The following is an 18,255-nucleotide window of genomic DNA, read 5'->3' as shown; positions in this document are numbered from 1 at the left end:
GGGCCCCCGCTACAGGGCGCCGTCCGGAGTCTCGTCGTGGAGCTCGGCGCGCTAGCCCGCGCCCGGCCCCTGCTTGGTGGAGCGGAAGGGCAAGACCGGACCGCTCGGGACGCGCGAGATCGGCGCCGTCCTGGTCTCCAGCGGTTCGAGCTCGTCAGGGTCCTGCAAGGCCGCGCCTTCCTCGCGCTCGGGCGGTGGCTCCGCCCGCTGCGGCGGTTCCCGCACACCTCGGCCGGCCTGTGCCACGGACCGATCCGACTCCGCCGAGACCCCGTGGAGATCGGCCGACGGGTGCACGGCCGCATCCAGGAGCGCTCGCACGTGCTCCGCCTGGAGCCGCAGGCCGACACGCTGCAGAAGCTCCACGAGCGCGCTGGCCACCTGGGGAAAGGTGCTGGCGCAGCGAATCGGCGCGTCCAGCGCAGCGCCCGCGTCGACCGCCTCTTGCCATGCGGCCACCGCGTCCTCTCGGCGACCGTCGAGGAGAGAGCACGTGCCCGCCATGCGGAGGGCCTCGATCGTGAGGAGGGAGATCCGTCCCCTCTTGGCCGCGCTGGCCGACGCGCGGTATGCGACCGCTGCAGGCGTGTACCGCTTTGCCGTGAAGTACGCGCCGCCCGCGCCGAGCCAGGCTTGGCAGACGACCGGCCAGGCCTCTCTGCCCTCGGCGAGCTGTGCCGCCTTTCGATAGCTCTCGATGGCGAGATCCACCGTGTTCGCCGCGAGGCACGCCCCACCGAGGGCGATGAGCACCATCGGCTCTTCGAGCACGAGTCCCTCCGCCCTGCACAGCTCGCGCGCTCTTCGGTAGTCCTCCGCCGCGCCGAGGGGATCGCGCGACGCGGTCTTTTGGCCTGCGCCGAGCAGGAAGGCACGCAGCCGCGCCGCTGCGCCGACCGAGGGGAGCCTGCGCCCGGCCGCCGCCTCCAGCGCACGCTGCTGCTCCTCGGTAGGCAGCGGGGGGCCCTGGATCGCCGGACCTGCGCTGCTGGCGGCGCCGAGATGCTTGAGAAAGTCCACGAGCTCGTCGGCATCGACGTGGAAGCGTGCGCCGTCCTCGCCGAGGACGCCGTTCAACGGCCCTCCAGGCGGGTTCCACACGGCGATCCGAACGCGCTTCGAGAAGCGCGTTCGCTGGAGCGCCGCGATGCTGTCCCTCCAGCCGGATCCGCACTCCACCCGGCCCGGCAAGAGCGCCAGGAGCACGCCGTCGAGGCGCTCTCCGAGCAACGTCGCCGCGCGCTCGAGCGCGCGCACGGCGCGCTCGAGCGGCAGGACCGCCTGCTCGCCAGCTCGCCTTCCATCGGGCGCGAAGATGGGCAGCGAGACCCCTTCTTCCTCCGCGCCCCGCCGGATGAGCTCGTAGCCCTCCGAGATCGCGCGCGCCAGGCCTTCGAAGTAAGCGCGCGGATCGAGGAACGGCTCCTCATGAAGGAACAACGGCCGCCGGTTCTCCGGGGCGAGCTCTTGGATCCTCAAGGTCTTGGCCACCTCGACGCGCTCGGACGGGCTCGCGACGACAGGCAAGATCGGGCCGCGGCCGGAGCGCCAGAACGCCTCGGCCTCGGCGAGGAACGCCTTGGAGGCTCGGGTGATCGGGTCCATACGGCCTCAGTTGATCTTGACCATGCCGCCCGTGACATCCACGGTGCCGCCGGCGATCTTGACGGCGCCGCCGGTGATCTCGACGCCGCTGCCGCTGATCTTGATGGCGCTGCCGCCGGCGCCGAGGACGATCTCGCCGCTCGCGGTCACGTGGACGCTCGCGCCCTGCAGCGCGGCCTCGGCCGCGGCGATGAGGCTCAGGTTGGCGCCGGCCTGAACGCCGGCGTTAGCACCTGCCGACGTCGCGATGTTTGCACCGGCGGTCTGCGTGATGTCCGCTGCCCCGCTCAGCTCGACCGCGCCCGAGATCGTGTGCGTCATCGTCCCGGATACGGTCACCGATCGGCTTCCAGAGACGGTCTCCTCGGCGTTCCCCGAGACCGTGACGGCCTTGTTGCCGGCGACGATCTGGTCCGCGTTACCGCCCACCGACTCGCTCCGGTTGCCCGAGACGGAGATCGATCGATTCCCCCCGACAGAGAGAGCGTCGTCGGCGGCGATCGACGTGGTCTGGCTCGCTCCGACCGAGAGGGACTGATCGGCGCCGACCGACACCGTCCGATCGGCGCCGACGCTCAGGCTCTGATTGGCGCCCACGCTGCTGCTCTGGTCGACGCTGATGGAGCTGGTCTGGCTGCCCTTGACGGAGACGGATTCATCTCCGTCGACGCTCTCGGTGTTGTTCCCCTTGACCGAGGTGGCGCGATCACCGCCGGTCGACTCCGTTCGGTTGACGCCGACGTCCGAGGAGCTGTCGTTGCTCACCTTCTCGGAGCGGTCGTGTCCCACGGTGCTGTTCCAGTCTTTTCCGGCGTGCATCTTGATCTGCTCCTTGCCCGCGGTGTCGTCGAAGCCGAACTCGTTGTGCACGCCTGCGCCTGGGCTAGCGAACGACTTGAACATGCTCACGGTCGCAGCCCCGGAGGCCGGGGCCGGCGGGCGGTTCGCGCCGTTGTAGACGCGGCCCGTGACGAGGGGCCTGTCGGGATCGCCGTCGAGGTGATCCACGATCACCTCGACGCCGACGCGCGGGTGCCACACGCCGCCCTCGCCGACGCCGGCGAACACCTGGCTCACTCGTACCCAGCAGGAGCTCGGCTCCTTGGCGAGGCGCTCCTCGTCGAGGTCCCAGTGGAACCTGAGCCGCACGCACCCGATCTCGGCGCCGGGAGGCCCGCCGACATGGATCTCCGCCCCCTGGGACCGCGGATCGGTGGTGACGAACGCCGTCTGGGAGCCGACGATCCGCGGCTTTGGGGTCACGCGCGGCGGCCGGAAGCGGGACTCCGCGGGCGCGCCTCCCTTACCGCGCCGGGCGCACTCGAACGAGCACGAGAAGGGCACGGATGACGGAGTCGCAGAAAGCGTGACCGTGCCCTGCTGCTCGCCGCGGACGTCGAGCTTGGTGACGAGGTACTCGCCGTCGTAGCGGGCCTTTTCGTGATCGAGCTGGAAGACGGAGCCCGCCGACAGCACCCTGGCGAGCCCGTCGCCCACCGCGTACTCGGCCTCGGTACGGTATCGATCGAGGCGCGCCTGGGCCAGGGGATCGCCCTGACTGGGGGCGTCGTGGGAGAAGCCGCCGGGGTAGCGGATCTCGAACAGGTCCTCCTTGTCGCTCGTGGCTTCTGCGAGCAGGGCGAGCGCTGGTTTGCGCCAGTCGTAGTCCCTGAGGCGCACCTTTCTCTCGCGCAACCTCGCGCCGAGCTTCACGCTGGTCACCGCGCGGCCTGCGACGTGGCTGCCGAGCGGCTCGAACGGATCGAGGCACGCTTTGCCCTGGTCGGTGTCGGAGAGTACGAGCAGGCAGGCGCCCGCGCCGTTCTCGAAATGGTAGCTGATGCCTTCCTCTTCGAGCAGGCGCGACACGAAGGCGAGGTCGCTCTCGTTGTACTGGACGCAGTAGGGCCTGACGTGCGCGTCGTCGATGCGCGAGGGGTCGTCGATGCGCCAGGTGAACTTCTCCGCTGGAGGGGAGAAGCTCGAGACATCGCCGTCGTCCTCCTTCACCGCGGCGGCGTCCTCCAGCGTCAGGCTCGGGTCGCCCTGGAGGACGGCCTCGACGATGGCGCGCGTGGTCTTCTCCAGGAAGATGCGGCAGCGCGTCCGGTGGTTCGCCCGGACGAGCGACGGCATGAGGAGCACGCGATAGAGCATACCTTCGGGCACGGGGTGGAGCTCCTCCGCCTCGGCGAGGACGCCGTGGACGAGCTTGTAGGCCGGCCGTGTGAGGGTGGCGATGCGCAGGGTGGCGCGCGCGCCGATGAGGTCGTGCGGGTCGACCTCGGGGGCAGGGTCGCGGGCGAGGAGGGTGATGTCGTAGCGGTAGAGGCTGGAGATCTGCTCGCGGCCCTGGAAGCTGACCACCTGGAGGTGCGCCCAGGGGCCGCCGGGCGCGTCGGCGCCCTCGAAGGCGAAGGTGAAGTCGGGGGTGGTCATGGCTATGATGCCCTACGCTTAGGGTTTGCTGGGTCGGCAACGAGATCGTGCTTTGTTGATTCTCAATTTTTGACAGCAAAACATCGCCGCATCAACATCAACGGACATGACATTTATTTTACAATTACCCAAGGCAACACACAAAATCTCCCCATTACACCAAGTGCGCCATCTTCATTCGTCATTTTCAACACCTTCGTGCGCCAACACACGCTCGTTTAGCCAGCTGCGCAGATGCCCCGTATCTTCACTCCATCGAACCAGCATGATCTCCACGCTGTCAGAAAACGCGAGCAGGGATGGCCCCAGCTTGTCGATCTTGCGCAGCGACAGAATATGGAAAAGCATCTTATGAATCGATTTGACATCCACCAGGAGACCGCGCATCGCCTGAGTTGCAGACAACAAAACGCCTTCTTGGTTGAGCCACACCCTGAAGTCATCGACAGCCGTGACGAGCGCGTCGATACCCTCTGTTGGCACCAGCGCGGAGTCGTTGTGCTCGAGCAAGCTGTCGCACGCCATGGAAGGAAGCCCAATCTCGCTGTTTCCAAGCATGTCGCGGCAACACAACTCCACCCGCTCGCGTAGTGGAGCTATATGGAGTGGCCAATGCGGAACAATATAATCCAAGATATCTGCGCAGTGTTCGTGGAGCATGTCAATAGCGATCGCACGCTCTCGGCGGCCGGCCATCTCGGCTATGCGAATTTCTGTTTCTCGAAGATCGCAAAGTAGCTCGCCGACGTGCCATACAAGGAGTTCCTCTTCTCCGAGGACATGTCGGATCCAAGAGTCCAGCTCGAGCGACATGCGAACGAGCGAACCGACACTCGACGACACTTCCTGCAACAATGGACCCATCGTATTTGCTCACATCCCCGGAAGAAGTGGTCCAATGATTTTTTCAATATTCTGTTGACTGAGTATCTGGTTCGCGTGCTGTCGAGCCGTCTCCAGCTCCTGCAGCATTTCTTCGGTTACCCCTTGTTTGTTGAGGAGGGCGCGAATTTGCCGCTCCGATTTTCCTCGCATGTCCCTGGATAGGCTATTAATAAATGTCTCCAGCTCGTTCGCCCAATGCTGGTACGTACCCTGAGTAACTCGCTCTTGATGATCTGCCGTCTGGCCGCATACGGATTTTCCAGTAATGCGAGCAAGGTGTTTTGCGATGGGTCGCAATGGTCCTTGGAGCCCAACCAGCCCAAGAGGATCGGACGCAATGCTTATGTCTTGTACGTATTGGAAGAGACCGATTCCACCGGCTAGCCTAATCGGGTCCGGGCTGATATATCTTCCCGTTTCCCGATCATAGTACCGGAACCGATTATAATAGAGCCCCGTCTCCTCATCCTGGTACTGCCCCGGCCACCGCCACGGGCACCCCGTCCGCGCCACCTCCTCTCGCGCCACGCCGTACAAATCCACCTGCGCCTTCCAGGCGATCTCCCCGCCCTCGTCGAACAGCGCGACCGGCGTCCCGAGATGATCCGTCACCACCCCGTACCGCCTGTCGCCCTCCACCTTGGCGATCGGCGCGAACGTCCCCGGCTCGAACTCCCACGTGACGAGCGCCTCCCCCTCCGTCACCTCGTGCACCAGGTCGTTGCCATCCCAGACGAACGTCGTCGTCCGCTCACCGACCGTCTTCCGCACCCGCCGACCGAGCGCATCGTAGCCGAACGTCACCCGCTGCCCGTCTGGCCGGACGACCTCGCGGAGCTGCCCCGCGTGGTCCCATGCATACAGCCACCGCTTCCCGTCGGGCATCACCTTCTCGACGATCTGCCCGTCGTCGTCGTGCACGTAGCGCACGCCCCCCGCTGCTTCCAGCCGCCCGCCCCGGCCATACGTCCTGTCGCTCCGGTCCGGGCTCCTGTACACGTTCCCCACGGCATCCGGCGCCCGGTGCTGCACCGACCCGTCCGGCCGCGCGGCCGCCACGAGGTACGACCGGGCGTCGTGCTCGAACCACGTCGGCCCGGCGTGCACATCGATGAGGCCCGCGATCTGATCGTGCGACCGCCACCGATACCCCGTGCCCATCAGCGGCTCGCCACCCCGCGCCGTCCGATGCACCCGGGGCCGCCCGGAGGCATCGCGCTCCCAGGAGCTCACCACCTCGCCCGGCAGCGCCCGCTCCACCTCGCCCCCCGCCGCGTCGCGCCTCAGCGTCGCCTGCCACGGCGCGCGCACCGGTCCGCCCTTGGCCAGCGACTCCGGCGTGAAATCCTTCCACCTCGGGTCCCGCCCGAACACCAGCCCGAGCAGATCCCCATTGCCATCGTAATCGTACGTGGTCTCGTGCCCCAGGCTCGTCCGCCGCCCCACCCGGTTCCCGACCGCGTCGTACCGGCTCTCGATCGTCCGCCCGCCAGCGTGCTCCTCGATCACGCGCCCGAGCGCGTCGCGCACGAACCTCACCTCCGCGTCGCCGTTCCCGGCCAGGACCAACCGGCCAAGCGCGTCATAGCCATACGCGACCTCCTCCCCCTTGGGGATCGGGTCGCCCATCACCGGCTTCCTGGGAATGACCACCCTGGTCGCGCGCCCGAGCGCGTCGCGCTCGATCTTCGTCCGCTTCCTCTGCCCGTTCACCGTCTCGACGCACCGACCCGCGCGATCGTACAGGAACTCCAGCGTGCGCCCGTCGAACCCACGCTCCCGCACCACCCGGCCGGCGAGGTCCACGTCGATCGCGTACTCCTCGCCAAGCTCGTTCGTCACGCCGACGAGGTCCTCCTCCGTGTCGTACGTGTACCGGACCGTCCCGCCCGCCGGGTCGATCCGCTCGACCAGCTTGTTGAACCCCTCGTACCGAAAGCGCGTCGTGTTGCCGAGCCCATCCGTGCGCTCGATCAGGTTGCCCTCGCCGTCGTACGCCAGCCGCAGCACCGAGCCGTCCGGCAGCCGCACCGCGACCGGCCGATCGCACGCGTCCCTCGTGACCGCCGTCTCGCCGCCGAGCGCGTTCACCTGGCGGACCACGCTCCCTCGAGCGTTCACCTCGTAGCGCGTCGCGTGCCCCTCCCAGTCGATCGCCTCGGCGAGCTCGCCTGCCGTCGTGTAGCGCAGCGCGAGCGTCCGCCCCTTCGCGTCCTCGACGGAGACCAGATTCCCCCGCCGATCGTGCCTGAAACGGGCCACGTTCCCGAGCGGATCCTCCGCCCTCCGGATCTTCCCCCGCGCGTCGAACTCACGCCTCCACACGCCCCCCGCCGCGTCGACCCGCTCCACCGGAAGGTTCAGCTCATCGAAACGCCATCGCGTCTCCTGGCCGAGCGCGTCGCGCTCCAGCACCCGGTTCCCACGCGCGTCGTAGGCCCACTCCGTCCGGTGACCCAGCCCGTCGACCTCGGCGACCTTTCGATAGCTCGAGTCCCATTCGTACAGCTTCTCCCGCCCGGTCGGATCGACCTCGCGATCCACGAGGCCCGCAGCGTTTCCATGGTAGAGCGTCCGGCCGCCGCGCGAGTCGTCCACCACCGTGAAGTGGCGGTGCTTGTCGTACGTGATCCGTCGATCGTAGATGCCGCCGTCGCCCCAGGTCCTGACGCACCAGCCGTCCGGATGGTACCAGTCGTACTCGAAGTAGAAGCTCAGGCCATTCCGGTTCGTCTCCTGGACCAGCACGCCGCCCTTGTACGCGTACCGCACCGGCCGCCTCATCGGATCGAGCGCCGCCGCGAGCCGCCCCTCTCCGTCGTACTCGTACGCGACGAGGTCGATCCACCCCTCTCGGCAGCGCATCCGGATGGAGCGGAGCCGCCCCTCCGCGACGGCGAGCTCCAGCACCCTGCCTACGCTGTCCACGACCTGGCGGAGCCGGCCGCCCTCGTAACGGAGCTCCACAGCGTTCTCGCAGCGATCGGTGATCCTCACGAGCGGGTGCGTCACCGGAGCGCCTCGCACCGACTCGAAATGCAGGCGCCGGCCGTCCCAGAAGGTCAGCTGGTAGCCTCGCTGCGTCCGCTCGAGCGTGTACCGGTCGATGTCGTCCCAGAACGACCCGCCGGGCGGCAAGGCGTCGTGCGTGCGCTCCCGCCCGTCGGGCAGGCGCACCCGCACGCTGTCGGCCCGCTCGTCGGCCGACGCGGCGAGCGGGTGATGCCAGCCGGGGCCGAGCGGGCCGTCCCCCACATCGCGACTGTAGTAGTTCCTCTCGAACTTCAGCGGGATCGGGCCGGGCAGCTCGAAGTCCACCGCGTCCGCGAGCACCTCGCCGGTCACGACATCGACGGGGTGTCCGGTCAAGAAGCAGATGACCCTGGACAGCCTCGGACCAGCCCTGGTCACGCGATGCAGGAAGTCCGAGAACCACTTGGTGCGAATGCCACGGGTGACGGCCGCGAGGATATCGAACGAATCCGGTCCACCCACCAGCACCGGCGCCCCCATCGGGACGGCCATGCACACCGAGGTCGGCAAGTTGATCGGGAAGTTGCACGTCATCACCATCGACGTCAGCCGCCCAGCCGACGCCCCCGCCATGCTGACGGTCTTGCTGCCCGTGATGATCGTGCCTGCGTTGTCCGGGATATCGTTCGGCGCGAACGAGACGCCAGGAGGCGTGGGCAGATGCGGGATCCCCTTCGCATCAGTGCCGGTATTTCCCACGGGCATCATGTTGATGAACACCGGGCCCCCGCCCCCGAACACGGCCCCGATGGCCGCGCCAAGCGCCGCGCCGAGCGGATCGAACACCACCCCGATGAAAGGGTGGGGCAACGGCGTCGGGACCGGCGCGGGGGCGGGCGGAGCCGGCACCAGCACCATATGGACGTCGACACCGAGCACCGGATCGCCGAATTTCGCTGCCTCGAACACGCGTCGCGTCCCCGTTCAAGCGCCTGCAGGCGCCGCCCAACGCCCGGCGCGTCTATGCAGGCTTCCCCCGTGAAGCCGCTCCATTACCCCTCATGGAGCCATCTTCATCTATAGCAGGAAGAGAGCGTCTGCGTACTCGGAACGTATTGAAGCGGGACGACATGACCGGTTCAAACGACATTACGTCCATCCCAAAATCGATGGTCCTGCGTCAGTCGCCACCTCATTGGCCCACCTCAAAGCTCACCGGGAGGGCGACATCATGCTTGACAGGTGCAGAACCCTGGTGCAGCGGGGCGCCGGAGCCGGCCGCCAGCGGAGGAGCTCCGGCCCCTCGGGAGATGACCGCGTCAGCACCGCGCGGTCTCCGCTGTCAGCGATGGGCGCTCCGCTGGTTCCTTCTCCACAAGCCCGCTGAAGCGCGGACGCGGATCGCGCGAAGCTAGAACGCGAGCAGCCGCCCGAGCAGCGATCTGTACCTGCGCAGGGCGAGCCGGAGCTCCTCCGTCGACGCCTCCGGCTGCCCGGGCGCTCCGTCGATCAGGCGTTGCAGCTCGCCGCGCTCCTCGCGGAAGCTCTGCGCGACCCGCTGGATCACCTCGGCCAGGAGCGCGTCGGCCTGCTCGACCGACAGGCGCGGCGCCTCGATGAAGCCCGCCTGGATCGCGCTCCAGCGCTCGGACAGCTCGCGCGCCTCCTCCGGCGTGAGCACGGGCGAGCGCTCCGGCCAGGGCTCTCCGGTAGGTCCGCCGCACGCCGTGTAGACGGCCGGTTGCCGGCGCGACTCCGGCGGAGGCTCCTCGTCCGCGATCCGCGCCTCGGGCTGGCTGCTCTCGCGCGCCGTCACCATCCGCTCTCTGTGCAATGGGCTCACGATGGCCACCTCTCCGCTCGTTCGCGTGGTCAGCCCCGTGGGCCAAGCAAGCCGCATGCGCGTCGCGGCGTGCGTCCGCGCCCGCCGCGGGCCGCAGCGCGGCAAGGCCAGAGGCCCAGAAGAGCCCGAGAAAACCCCGAGCGCCCGGGCTGGCGAGGCCGCCCGGCCCGCCTCGCCCGGGCGCGCGCCGCGGCGATCCCTCACGAGGCGAGGAGGCGGAAGAGTGCGGAATACGCGCGCTCCGCGGCGGAGCCGCCGCCCGGGCGAGGGCGCCCGGGCTCACCGGAGCGAGGCGCGCAGCTTCGTCACCACCGCGCGGATCTCCCGCGCCACCTGGAGGAACGCCTCATCCTCATCCGACCACTTGCTCACGGGCTTCTTGTCCCGCGGCACCGCCTGGAGCTCGGCGAAGCGCGTCGTCTCCCAGTCGCAGGGGCGGAGCAGGATCGGCACGACCGCGGCCTGCCCGGCGGCGCGCCGCTCCATGGCGCGCGCCACCTGCGCGTCGCCCTGCTCGGACGCGAGGTAGCTCGCGCTCACGAGGAGCAGGATCAGATCGGCCGCCTCGAGCTGCTCGCCGATCGCGCGCTCCAGGTCCTCGCCCGCGCCGATCTTCCCGCTGTGCCACGGCGCGATCAGCCCCTCGCGCTTGAGCGGGCTCATGTGCGCCTCGAGGCGCGCGAGCAGCTCCTCGTCGCGCGACGCGTAGGAGAAGAAGACGCGCACCGGCCGCGCCTTGGCGGGGTGCGTGTTCGCCGGCGGGACGGCGGTGGGGTGCGCGCTCGACGCCGGCTGCGGCGCCGGCGCGGGCGTCGCGACGCGCGGCGGCGGCTGCGCCGGCGCGGCGGCCGGCTCCAGGCCGAGGAGGAGCTGCGCGACCTCGGCGTGATCGCCGGCCTGGTTCTCGTAGACGATGAGCCGGACGCCCGACTCCTCGAGCAGCCGGCGGCGGAACGGGGGCACGCCCTTCGGGAGCAGCGCGAAATGCATGGGGGGCTGGCCGCCCGCGAGGGCGCGCACGCGGGCGAGCGTCTGGTCGATGTTGTCGTCGGCGAGGCCAAAGCCCACGAACAGGATGGAGTGCGTGCGGTAGAGGGCGCCGAACGCGTCCTGCAGGAGCGGCGAGCCGAAGATCGCCCGGTCGTACTGGTCGCGCGAGAACACCCAGGTGTCCCACGCGCGCAGCGTGCCGTGCAGCTTCAGGATGAAGCGCCTGTCCATGGCGATGTCGGCCGTCGGCCGGTCGACCATGCGCCACTCGCCCTGGAACGCGCGCTCCAGGAAGCGATCGATGTTGGTGGTGAGCACCGCCTTGAGCCTCGGCTTGAGCGCGGCGATCGCCTGCGCCACCTCGGGCACCTCGCGGCCGGTGTCGTCGAGCTCCTTGTCGACGGTCCAGTTGAAGTCCTGCGGCCCGAGCGCGAGCTTCGCGGCGGAGAGCGCGTTGATGAGCTGGTTCGAGGCGATGTACTGCTGGATCTCGTCGACCACCGCGGGGTCGGCGCCCTTCCTCCGCGCGCGGTCGCGCAGCCGCTCGGCGAGCTGCTTCCAGGTCGGCATGCCCGCCGCGGCCGACACGCCCGCGCCCGCGAAGACGATCAGGTTCCCTGACGCGTAGCGCTCGCGCAGCTGCTCGAGGATCTCGTCATCCATCGACGATCACGATACCGCGGATCCGCGCCCGCAGGCGGCGCGGCGCCGCGCCGGCGAGGCGCGCATCTCTCCTCACCGCCGCGGGGCGGAGCGCCTGCCGCTCTCGCCGCCGCGGCGCCGCGCCCCTCTCCTCACCGCCGCGGGGGAGCGCGCCCCTCTGCTCACCGCGGCGGCGAGGAGCGCCGCTCCGTGGCGAGCGACAGGCCGACCCCCAGCCAGACCCCCTCGACGGCGCCCGCGGCGCCGCCTTCGGCCTCGTACGGCGCAGGCCGGAGCACCACCCCGGGGTCCAGCGTGAGCCCGAGCCACAGGGGGCCGCCCAGCCGGGTCTCCACGCCGACCCCGAGGCCGGCGCGGGCGGACCAGGTATCGCGCTCGCCCGCGATGCCGTCGACGGAAGCGGCGGCCGGCAGCCGGACCGAGGCGACCGAGGCGGAGGCGCCGATCGACAGGCGCCACGAGGCGGCGAGCCAGAGGCGGTAGTCGCCCGAGAAACCGCCCTCGAGCCAGCGCAGCGTCTCGCCGCCGGACGGGGTGGCCAGCAGGCGGGCGAACAGCGACTCGGTGAGCCGCAGGCGCCGCAGACCGAGCGTCAGGCCGGCGCCGCCGAGCACGTGCGGCCCGCCCGAGACGACCGCCGCGTAGGGTCCGGCCGAGACGGACAGCGCGTCGAGATCGCGCGAGGCGAGCTCGACCTCGTCCGGGGTGGGGCGCCGCGGCGGCGGCGGCCGCCGCGGGGCGCGCGCGCGGCGCATCTCGGCGAGGATCATCTCGGAGGCGGCGATCGCGACGAGGCGCGCGGCGACGTCGGAGGTGAGGCCGGAGACGGCGATCTGCCGCCGCACGACCGCGCGGCCGTCGAGGCGCACCTGGATCTCGAGGCGGGCGGCGGTGGGCCGGTCGACCCACACGTTCGCCACGCGGTCGCCGAGCGGGCCGACCGGCTCGGCGGCGAGCGCCGCGCCGTCCGGGAGCTCGATCTCGAGCAGGCGCCGCACGCGGACGCTCGAGACCTCCTCCGCCGCGCCGCGCGACAGCGCGACGCGCACCTCGATGGGCGCAGCCGCGGCGGGCAGCTGCGGCGCGCTCGGCGCAGAGGTCGAGCCGCTGCTCGCCACGAACGCCCGCGGCTCGGCCGCCGCGGCGGGGGCGGCGGAGCCCAGCAGGAGGGCGAGCGCGACGAGGGCGCGCGCGCGCGGATCCCGGCGCGGGGCGCGCGCCGGGGGCAGGCGGCGGAGGCCCTCCCGCTGCGGCCGCGTCCGCGCCGGAGATGATCCGCTGGGCATCCTCGCACCGGCCATCGGGGTACTTGGCCACATACCCCGTTGCGGTCTGGATTGCCTCTTTCTTGTCGACCGCGACCGCCTCACCCAGGCCGCGGTTGCCGGACGACACCACCGCGGCGCCGCCCTCGAACGAGGGCGACGGCGCGCGCTCGTAATATTTCGCTGCCAGCGCTCTCGTCGCGTCGTGTCTCGCGCCGAGCCTCCGGGGCCCCACCGCGCGCGGTGGTCCACCGGCTGGGAGCTTCAGCGCTTCCGGAGCGGACTGGCCGCCATCTCCTCGCGACGCCGCCCGCCGCCCGATCGCGGCGACGTCCCCGGGCTACGCCTCTTCGCGGAACGCGGCCACCACCCAGTTCACGTGGCGGCCTCGATCGTCGAAGCTCGAATGGCGCTTGAACAGCGGCAGCCTCAGGATCCGCACGTGATCCTGGAGGTTCGTCTTGAACGGTGAGCCCGCGATCGGCGTCCCATCGGGGCGCACCTGCCGCCCCTCGATCTTCATCTTCTTCAGCACCTCGAGGGACGCGAGCCGCAAGAGCTCATAGGCCTTGTCCGGGTCCTTGCTGCTCACCGACACGATGAGCTTGCCGAACGTCGGGTCCTTGTTGACCAGGACGTCCCCGGCCTCGAAGCCGCAGTCGAACCGGATCTTCAGGTCGGTGAGGCCCTTGTCCTCGAGCGCCTCGCGGATCGCGCCAACGTCGGGGAGCGCGATGCGGTCGAAGATGCCGGCGTTCGGCAGGAACAGCCCCTTCCCGCCGTCCCGCGAGTCCCTGAGATCCGGATTCCAGCTCTCCGCGTTGATGCGGAACTCGCGGCTGCAGTGCGTCTGCACCACCTGCTCTTGCTCGAAGTCGATGGCCTGCCCGTCCGCGATGCGCATCTGCCACGCGACGAGGTTCACGGGGACGCGGCTCCGCTTCCGCTTGATGGCGTAGCTCTCCTCGCTGACGGGGTGCTCCACCTGGATGCGCGTATTCATCTCCAGGAAGTAGAACTTCCCGTCCTTGAACATCAGCTCCACGGTCCCCGCGCCCACGTAGCCGACGCGCTCCGCAATCTGCACGGCGAGCCCGCAGATCCGCTCCTCGAGGCCGGGGTACCGCCGGAGCAGGGCCGGCGGCGCCTCTTCCTGGATCTTCTGGCTGGCGCGCTGCTCGCTGCAGTCGCGCATGCCGAAGTGCCGCGTGTTGCCGTAGCGATCCCGCAGCACCTGCACCTCCAGGTGGATCGTCTCCGGGATGTTCTGCTCGAACATCACGCCCGGCTGCCAGTTGTACGCCTTGATCTCGCCGAGGACCTTCTGGATGGCCTGGGGCACCTGCTCCGCGGTCGGGATGACCGCCTGCCCGCGCCCCCCGCCGCCGTTCGCGGCCTTGAGGCGCCCCGGGAAGGTGAAGCGCCCGGCGGCGTGCGTCTCCACGATGGTCCGCTGGATCTCTTCGGGATCGTCGCTGTCGATGACGAGGCCCGGCGTCACCGCCGTCGCGTCGAACGCCTGGGCCATCAGGCGGAATTTCCGCTTGTCGCCGGCGTTCTCCACGACGTCCTGCATCGGACCGATGAAGACGATGTTCTTCTGGCGGAAGTGCCGTATCGCCGCGGCGTTCTCCGCGAGCGGGCCGTACCCGGGGTAGAGGCCCGCGCGCGAGAGCTCCTCTTCCCAGTCGTCCCCGAAGCGCCGCTCGAACTCGGCCCTCACCTTGTCCGCGATCTGGACGTAGTTCGCGTAGCTCTCGCGGAAGCTCCCCTCGAGGCCCACCGCGAACCCGCCGCCCTCGCGCGCGATCCGCACCTGCAGCGCGTTCTCGTCGTCCTTCAGGCTGTAGAGGACCACGGGGACCTTGCCGAGCGCGATCGCCTCGCGCGTCGCCCGGACGCCCATCTCCCCCTTGTCCGCCACGAGGACGTACTTGAGCTGGCCCGCGCTCACCGTCGTGGCGGGGTAGCTGTCCAGCCGGTGCACGGCGGCGTAGAGCAGATCCAGCGCCTGCGCGTCGTCCCGCTGGAGCTCTCCGGCCCGGGAGCGCAGGAGCTCCGCCGCCTGATCGCGCAGCGAGGGCTCGTCCTGCTCCAGGATCAGGAACTTGAGGAAGCGCTCCTCCTCGAAGTCGCGGCGCTTCAGCGCCCGGAGCAGCCCGCCCTCCAGGTACCGGGCGAACCCGGCGCGGTCCTCGGGCGTGATCGACGCGCGCGCCTCCCGGATCCGCGACAAGAGGCCCTCCGCCGCCGACAGGAGCTCCTTCACCCGCTCGTCGCCGAGGAGCTCCCGGCGCAGCGCCGCCTCAAGCGCGCGCTGCCAGCCGAAGTGCTCTCTCCACACCTCGCCGTTGGCGATCAGGTACCGCAGCCCGAGGAGGCGGTGCGCGTCCTTGCCGCCGGCCAGCGTGCCGAGGTCGAGCAGCGAGAACCCCGGGAGGCCCATCGCCGTGGTGAACGCCTCCATCGAGGAGACGTAGCCGCCTCGTGGCAACACCAGCTTCCACGACGGGAGAGCCAGAACGTCCTTGCGAGCGGGGAGGGAGCTGGTGCGGACGGCGGTGGTCATCCTGAGCGGTTCTCCGGCGCAGCAAGCAAGCGCAGAGCCGTTACGGGATGTCAAGCCTGTCGGTCGGAGAGCCCGGGCCGCCGAGCGCCGCCCGGGGACCGGCGCGCGCGGATCACGGCGCGGGGCTCGCGTCGGGGGCGGGCGGAGGCTGGGGCGGCGCGGCCTCCTCCTCGCCCTCCTCGGCCGCCGCGTCGCCCGAGACGAGCCGCTGGACGTCCTCGCACCGGCCGTCCGGGTACTTGGCCACGTACTCCTTGGCCATCTGCGAGGCCTCTTCCTTGCGCCCGGCGACGAGCTCGGTGCGGATGCGCTTGCAGAACGAGTCCTCCGCGAGGTTGCCCTCGGGCGACAGCGAGCGCGCCTGGTCCAGATACTTCGCCGCCTGCGCCTGATCGCCCATGCTGGCGTAGAGGTCGCCGAGCTTGTAGGCCGCGATCGGCGCGTACGCGTCGGTCGGGAAGCTCTCGACGACGCGCGCGAAGGCGCGCATCGCCGCGGAGAGATCGCCGCCCTTCGCGCGCAGGAGATCGCTGAGGTCCATCAGCTCCCTCGCCGTCTTCGCGGAGGCGATGGCGCCGTCGACGCCGCCGCTCTGCTGCTTCAGGCTCTGCAGCGCCTCGGCGACGTTGCCCGCGTTGTACCGCGCGCGCCAGTCGGGCGCGGCGGCCGGCGCCGCGGCCGCCGGCGCGTCGGACGGCGGCGCGACCGGCGCCACCTCCGCGCTCGAGCGCGGCAGCGACGCCACGCGGGCGCGCCGGGGCTCCTCCGGCGGCGCCACCACCGCCGTGGGCTGCCGGATCGGCACGCCCTCCTCGGCGTCGCCGCGCCCGAGCTCCCGCGAGCCGGCCGGCGACGTGAGCTTGACGGACCCGTCCGCGACGTTGACGTCGATGTCGTCGACGTTGTGCCTCACGCGCAGCACACTGCCCGCCGCCGCCGCGAGCCGGGCCTCCCCGGCCACGATCGAGAGTGCCGCCGTGCGCGTCCCGCTCACGGTGTCGAGCCACGCCTCGCCCTGCACGAGCCGCAGCGTCAGCGCGCCGCCGTCCGCCTGCTCGACCTCGACGGTGGTGCCCGCCGTGAGCGAGATCGTCCCGCCGCCCGGCAGCTGGAAGGTGCGCCCCCGCGAGCCCGCGGCGAACACGTCGACCAGCGACGGCACGTCGTCGGTCGGCGCCACGGCGGTGAGCGGCGTCGCGGCCTGCTCCTCGCTCCAGATCGCCTTGCCGAGCCACAGGCCGCCGGCGAACGCCGAGAGCGCCGCCGCCGCGAGCATCGCGGCCACGCCCGCGCGGCGCGGCGACGACGGCTCGCGCGCCGCGAGGTCGTGCTCGATGCGGTCCCAGACGCGCGCGATCCGCTCTTCGGTCGCGTGGTCGCGCAGATCTGCCGGAGCGATCCGGGGTAGCCCTCGCCGGCTCATGATGACGCCTCGCTGTTGGTGGGATCCACAAAATGACCGTCGAGGAAGTGTTGCGCCCGTGAAATCCGCCGCTTGACCGTGGCCAGCGAGCAGTCGGTCATCTGCGCGACCGTCTCGAGATCGTGCCCCTCGACCGAGCGGAGGATCCACGCGATCCGGTCGTCGGCCGGCAGCGTCTGGAGCAGGGCGTAGATCTGCGCGATCTGCGCGCGCGCGTGGGGAGAGGCGGCCGGGCTCGCGAGCGCGTCGAGATCGACCGGCTCGCTCGACTTGCCCATCCCGAGCATCCCGAGCAGCCGCGTGCGCCGCATCCGCGAGCGGACCTTGTGGACGACGATCGAGCCGAGCCAGGCGCGGAAGGCGGCGGGGTCCACGAGGTCGCCGAGGCGCTCGAAGGCGCGGAGGAACGCGTCGTGCACGATGTCCTCCACGTCGCGCGCCGAGCCCTCGATGCGCGTCGCGAGGTGGATGGCGAAGGCCGCGTGCCGCCGGTAGAGCTGCTCGAGCGCGCCCACGTCCCCGCGCGCGCCGAGCACCACGAGCTGCGCGTCCGGCAGCTCCGTAAGGCCTCCCCCCCGCTCCGCCGGCGCGCCCGCGACGGCGCCCCGCCTGTCCGCGGCATTCCCAGCGCGCGCGCCCCCGGACCGGACATCGCTCCGGCCGCGCTCCTCCGGGGAGAAGGCGGGGCCGGCCTCGCCCACGTCCGCCTGAGCCTCCGCAGCCGGGGCGGCCGGGACGACCGGTTCGACAAGGCGCAGGCGCCCTCGCTGAGGTCTCAGAGCCATGGGTTCGTGTACCTGAAAAGAAGCAGCCTGGGTGTTCGAGCCGCCGTGCGGGAAGCGGCCCCTGGGCCGAGGAGGCGCGCCGCGCCCCGGTCTCCTGTCCGGGGCAGCGTCGGGAGAGCCCCGAGCCTCCCACAGTTTTCTAGACGCCTGGTGGGGCCCGGGCGGCTCATCGAAAAAACTGTGAGCCGTTCTGTCCCCCTGCGGCGTCTGGGTGGGTGGCCGCCGGATTTGGACTGCGGCTCCTACGTTTGCTGGTTGGGGGTGGCCTCGCCGCCCCGTTTTTCGGAGGATTCCCATGAACAAGCTCGTTCTTGCGCTCGTCGCCGTGTCCGTCTCGTCCCTCGCCGTTGCCTGCGGCGGCAGCGCCCCGGCCGCGAGCGACCCGTCGGCGGCCCCGGCGTCGACCGAGGCGGCCCCCGCCTCGACCGAGACGGCGCCCGCGGCGACCCCGGAGTCGGCCCCCTCGGCTCCGGCCGACCCGGCGGCGGCGAACCCGGCCGAGGCTCCCAAGCAGTGAGCCCTCTGCGCGGCGCGTCGCTTCCTTCGTGAAGCGCGCGCTGCGGAGCGCTTTGGGCGGCGCCTCTCCGGAGGTGCCGCCCTCTTTCATTTTGTGCCCTTGTGCCGCGCGGCTCCGCCCCCGCCCATCCGACCGCGCCGCCGGGCCAGCAGCTCGCCGCCCGCCGTCATCGCCCCGATCGCGCGGCGAAACGCGGCGCGCCCGTGCTTTGCCCCCATCGCGCGGGCGCTCTCCAGGTATGTTCCGTCCGCACGCCGTCGGCGGACGGCTCAGCGCGGCGCAGCCGCGGACCGCTCCC

Annotated in this window: 11 protein-coding genes; 1 reads left to right on the top strand and 10 read right to left on the bottom strand. The window is 70.8% G+C overall.

The window, feature by feature from the left end; translation table 11 throughout:
• Nucleotides 1–51 precede the first annotated feature (51 nt).
• From WMF26_RS48775 to WMF26_RS48730, 10 genes are all read right to left on the bottom strand, one after another.
• The gene (locus WMF26_RS48775) at nucleotides 52–1,605 is read right to left on the bottom strand and encodes a hypothetical protein (protein ID WP_437998282.1); all 1,554 of its coding nucleotides are present in this window, start codon (nucleotides 1,603–1,605) and stop codon (nucleotides 52–54) included.
• A 6-nt stretch (nucleotides 1,606–1,611) separates the two neighbouring features.
• Nucleotides 1,612–4,044, bottom strand: coding sequence for a type VI secretion system Vgr family protein (locus WMF26_RS48770; protein WP_437998281.1), 2,433 nt, complete (start codon nucleotides 4,042–4,044; stop codon nucleotides 1,612–1,614).
• Nucleotides 4,045–4,218: 174 nt separating this feature from the next.
• Nucleotides 4,219–4,899, bottom strand: a complete 681-nt coding sequence (locus WMF26_RS48765) for a hypothetical protein (protein ID WP_437998280.1) — start codon at nucleotides 4,897–4,899, stop codon at nucleotides 4,219–4,221.
• 18 nt (nucleotides 4,900–4,917) lie between these two features.
• A complete protein-coding gene (locus tag WMF26_RS48760; RefSeq protein ID WP_437998279.1) occupies nucleotides 4,918–8,871 on the bottom strand; it encodes a DUF6531 domain-containing protein in 3,954 nt (1,317 codons plus the stop codon).
• 442 nt (nucleotides 8,872–9,313) lie between these two features.
• Complete coding sequence (locus WMF26_RS48755; protein WP_437334792.1) at nucleotides 9,314–9,745, bottom strand: hypothetical protein; 432 nt, start codon at nucleotides 9,743–9,745, stop codon at nucleotides 9,314–9,316.
• A gap of 279 nt (nucleotides 9,746–10,024) precedes the next feature.
• On the bottom strand, nucleotides 10,025–11,398 hold the full coding sequence (locus WMF26_RS48750; RefSeq protein ID WP_437998278.1) for an SIR2 family protein: 1,374 nt from the start codon (nucleotides 11,396–11,398) through the stop codon (nucleotides 10,025–10,027).
• A gap of 161 nt (nucleotides 11,399–11,559) precedes the next feature.
• Nucleotides 11,560–12,684, bottom strand: a complete 1,125-nt coding sequence (locus tag WMF26_RS48745) for a hypothetical protein (RefSeq protein ID WP_437998277.1) — start codon at nucleotides 12,682–12,684, stop codon at nucleotides 11,560–11,562.
• A gap of 319 nt (nucleotides 12,685–13,003) precedes the next feature.
• Nucleotides 13,004–15,232 carry a biotin carboxylase N-terminal domain-containing protein gene (locus tag WMF26_RS48740; RefSeq protein ID WP_437998276.1) on the bottom strand — a complete coding sequence of 743 codons (2,229 nt, stop codon included), beginning with the start codon at nucleotides 15,230–15,232 and terminating at the stop codon, nucleotides 13,004–13,006.
• A gap of 112 nt (nucleotides 15,233–15,344) precedes the next feature.
• Entirely contained in the window at nucleotides 15,345–16,655 is a 1,311-nt protein-coding gene (locus WMF26_RS48735; protein ID WP_437998275.1) for a tetratricopeptide repeat protein, read from the bottom strand.
• A complete protein-coding gene (locus WMF26_RS48730) occupies nucleotides 16,652–17,356 on the bottom strand; it encodes an RNA polymerase sigma factor (protein WP_437998274.1) in 705 nt (234 codons plus the stop codon). The genes WMF26_RS48735 and WMF26_RS48730 overlap by 4 nt, the downstream gene beginning before the upstream one ends.
• Before the next feature lie 379 nt (nucleotides 17,357–17,735).
• On the opposite strand from WMF26_RS48730, the gene WMF26_RS48725 reads away from it, so the two are divergent.
• The gene (locus WMF26_RS48725; RefSeq protein WP_061623997.1) at nucleotides 17,736–17,957 is read left to right on the top strand and encodes a hypothetical protein; all 222 of its coding nucleotides are present in this window, start codon (nucleotides 17,736–17,738) and stop codon (nucleotides 17,955–17,957) included.
• Nucleotides 17,958–18,255 lie beyond the last annotated feature (298 nt).

Origin of the sequence: Sorangium sp. So ce185 (assembly GCF_051526825.1) — a bacterium.
In the GTDB taxonomy this organism is placed as follows: domain Bacteria; phylum Myxococcota_A; class Polyangia; order Polyangiales; family Polyangiaceae; genus Sorangium; species Sorangium cellulosum_D.
Note: the sequence above shows the minus strand (reverse complement) of the source record. Positions and strands in the feature narration are given on the sequence as shown.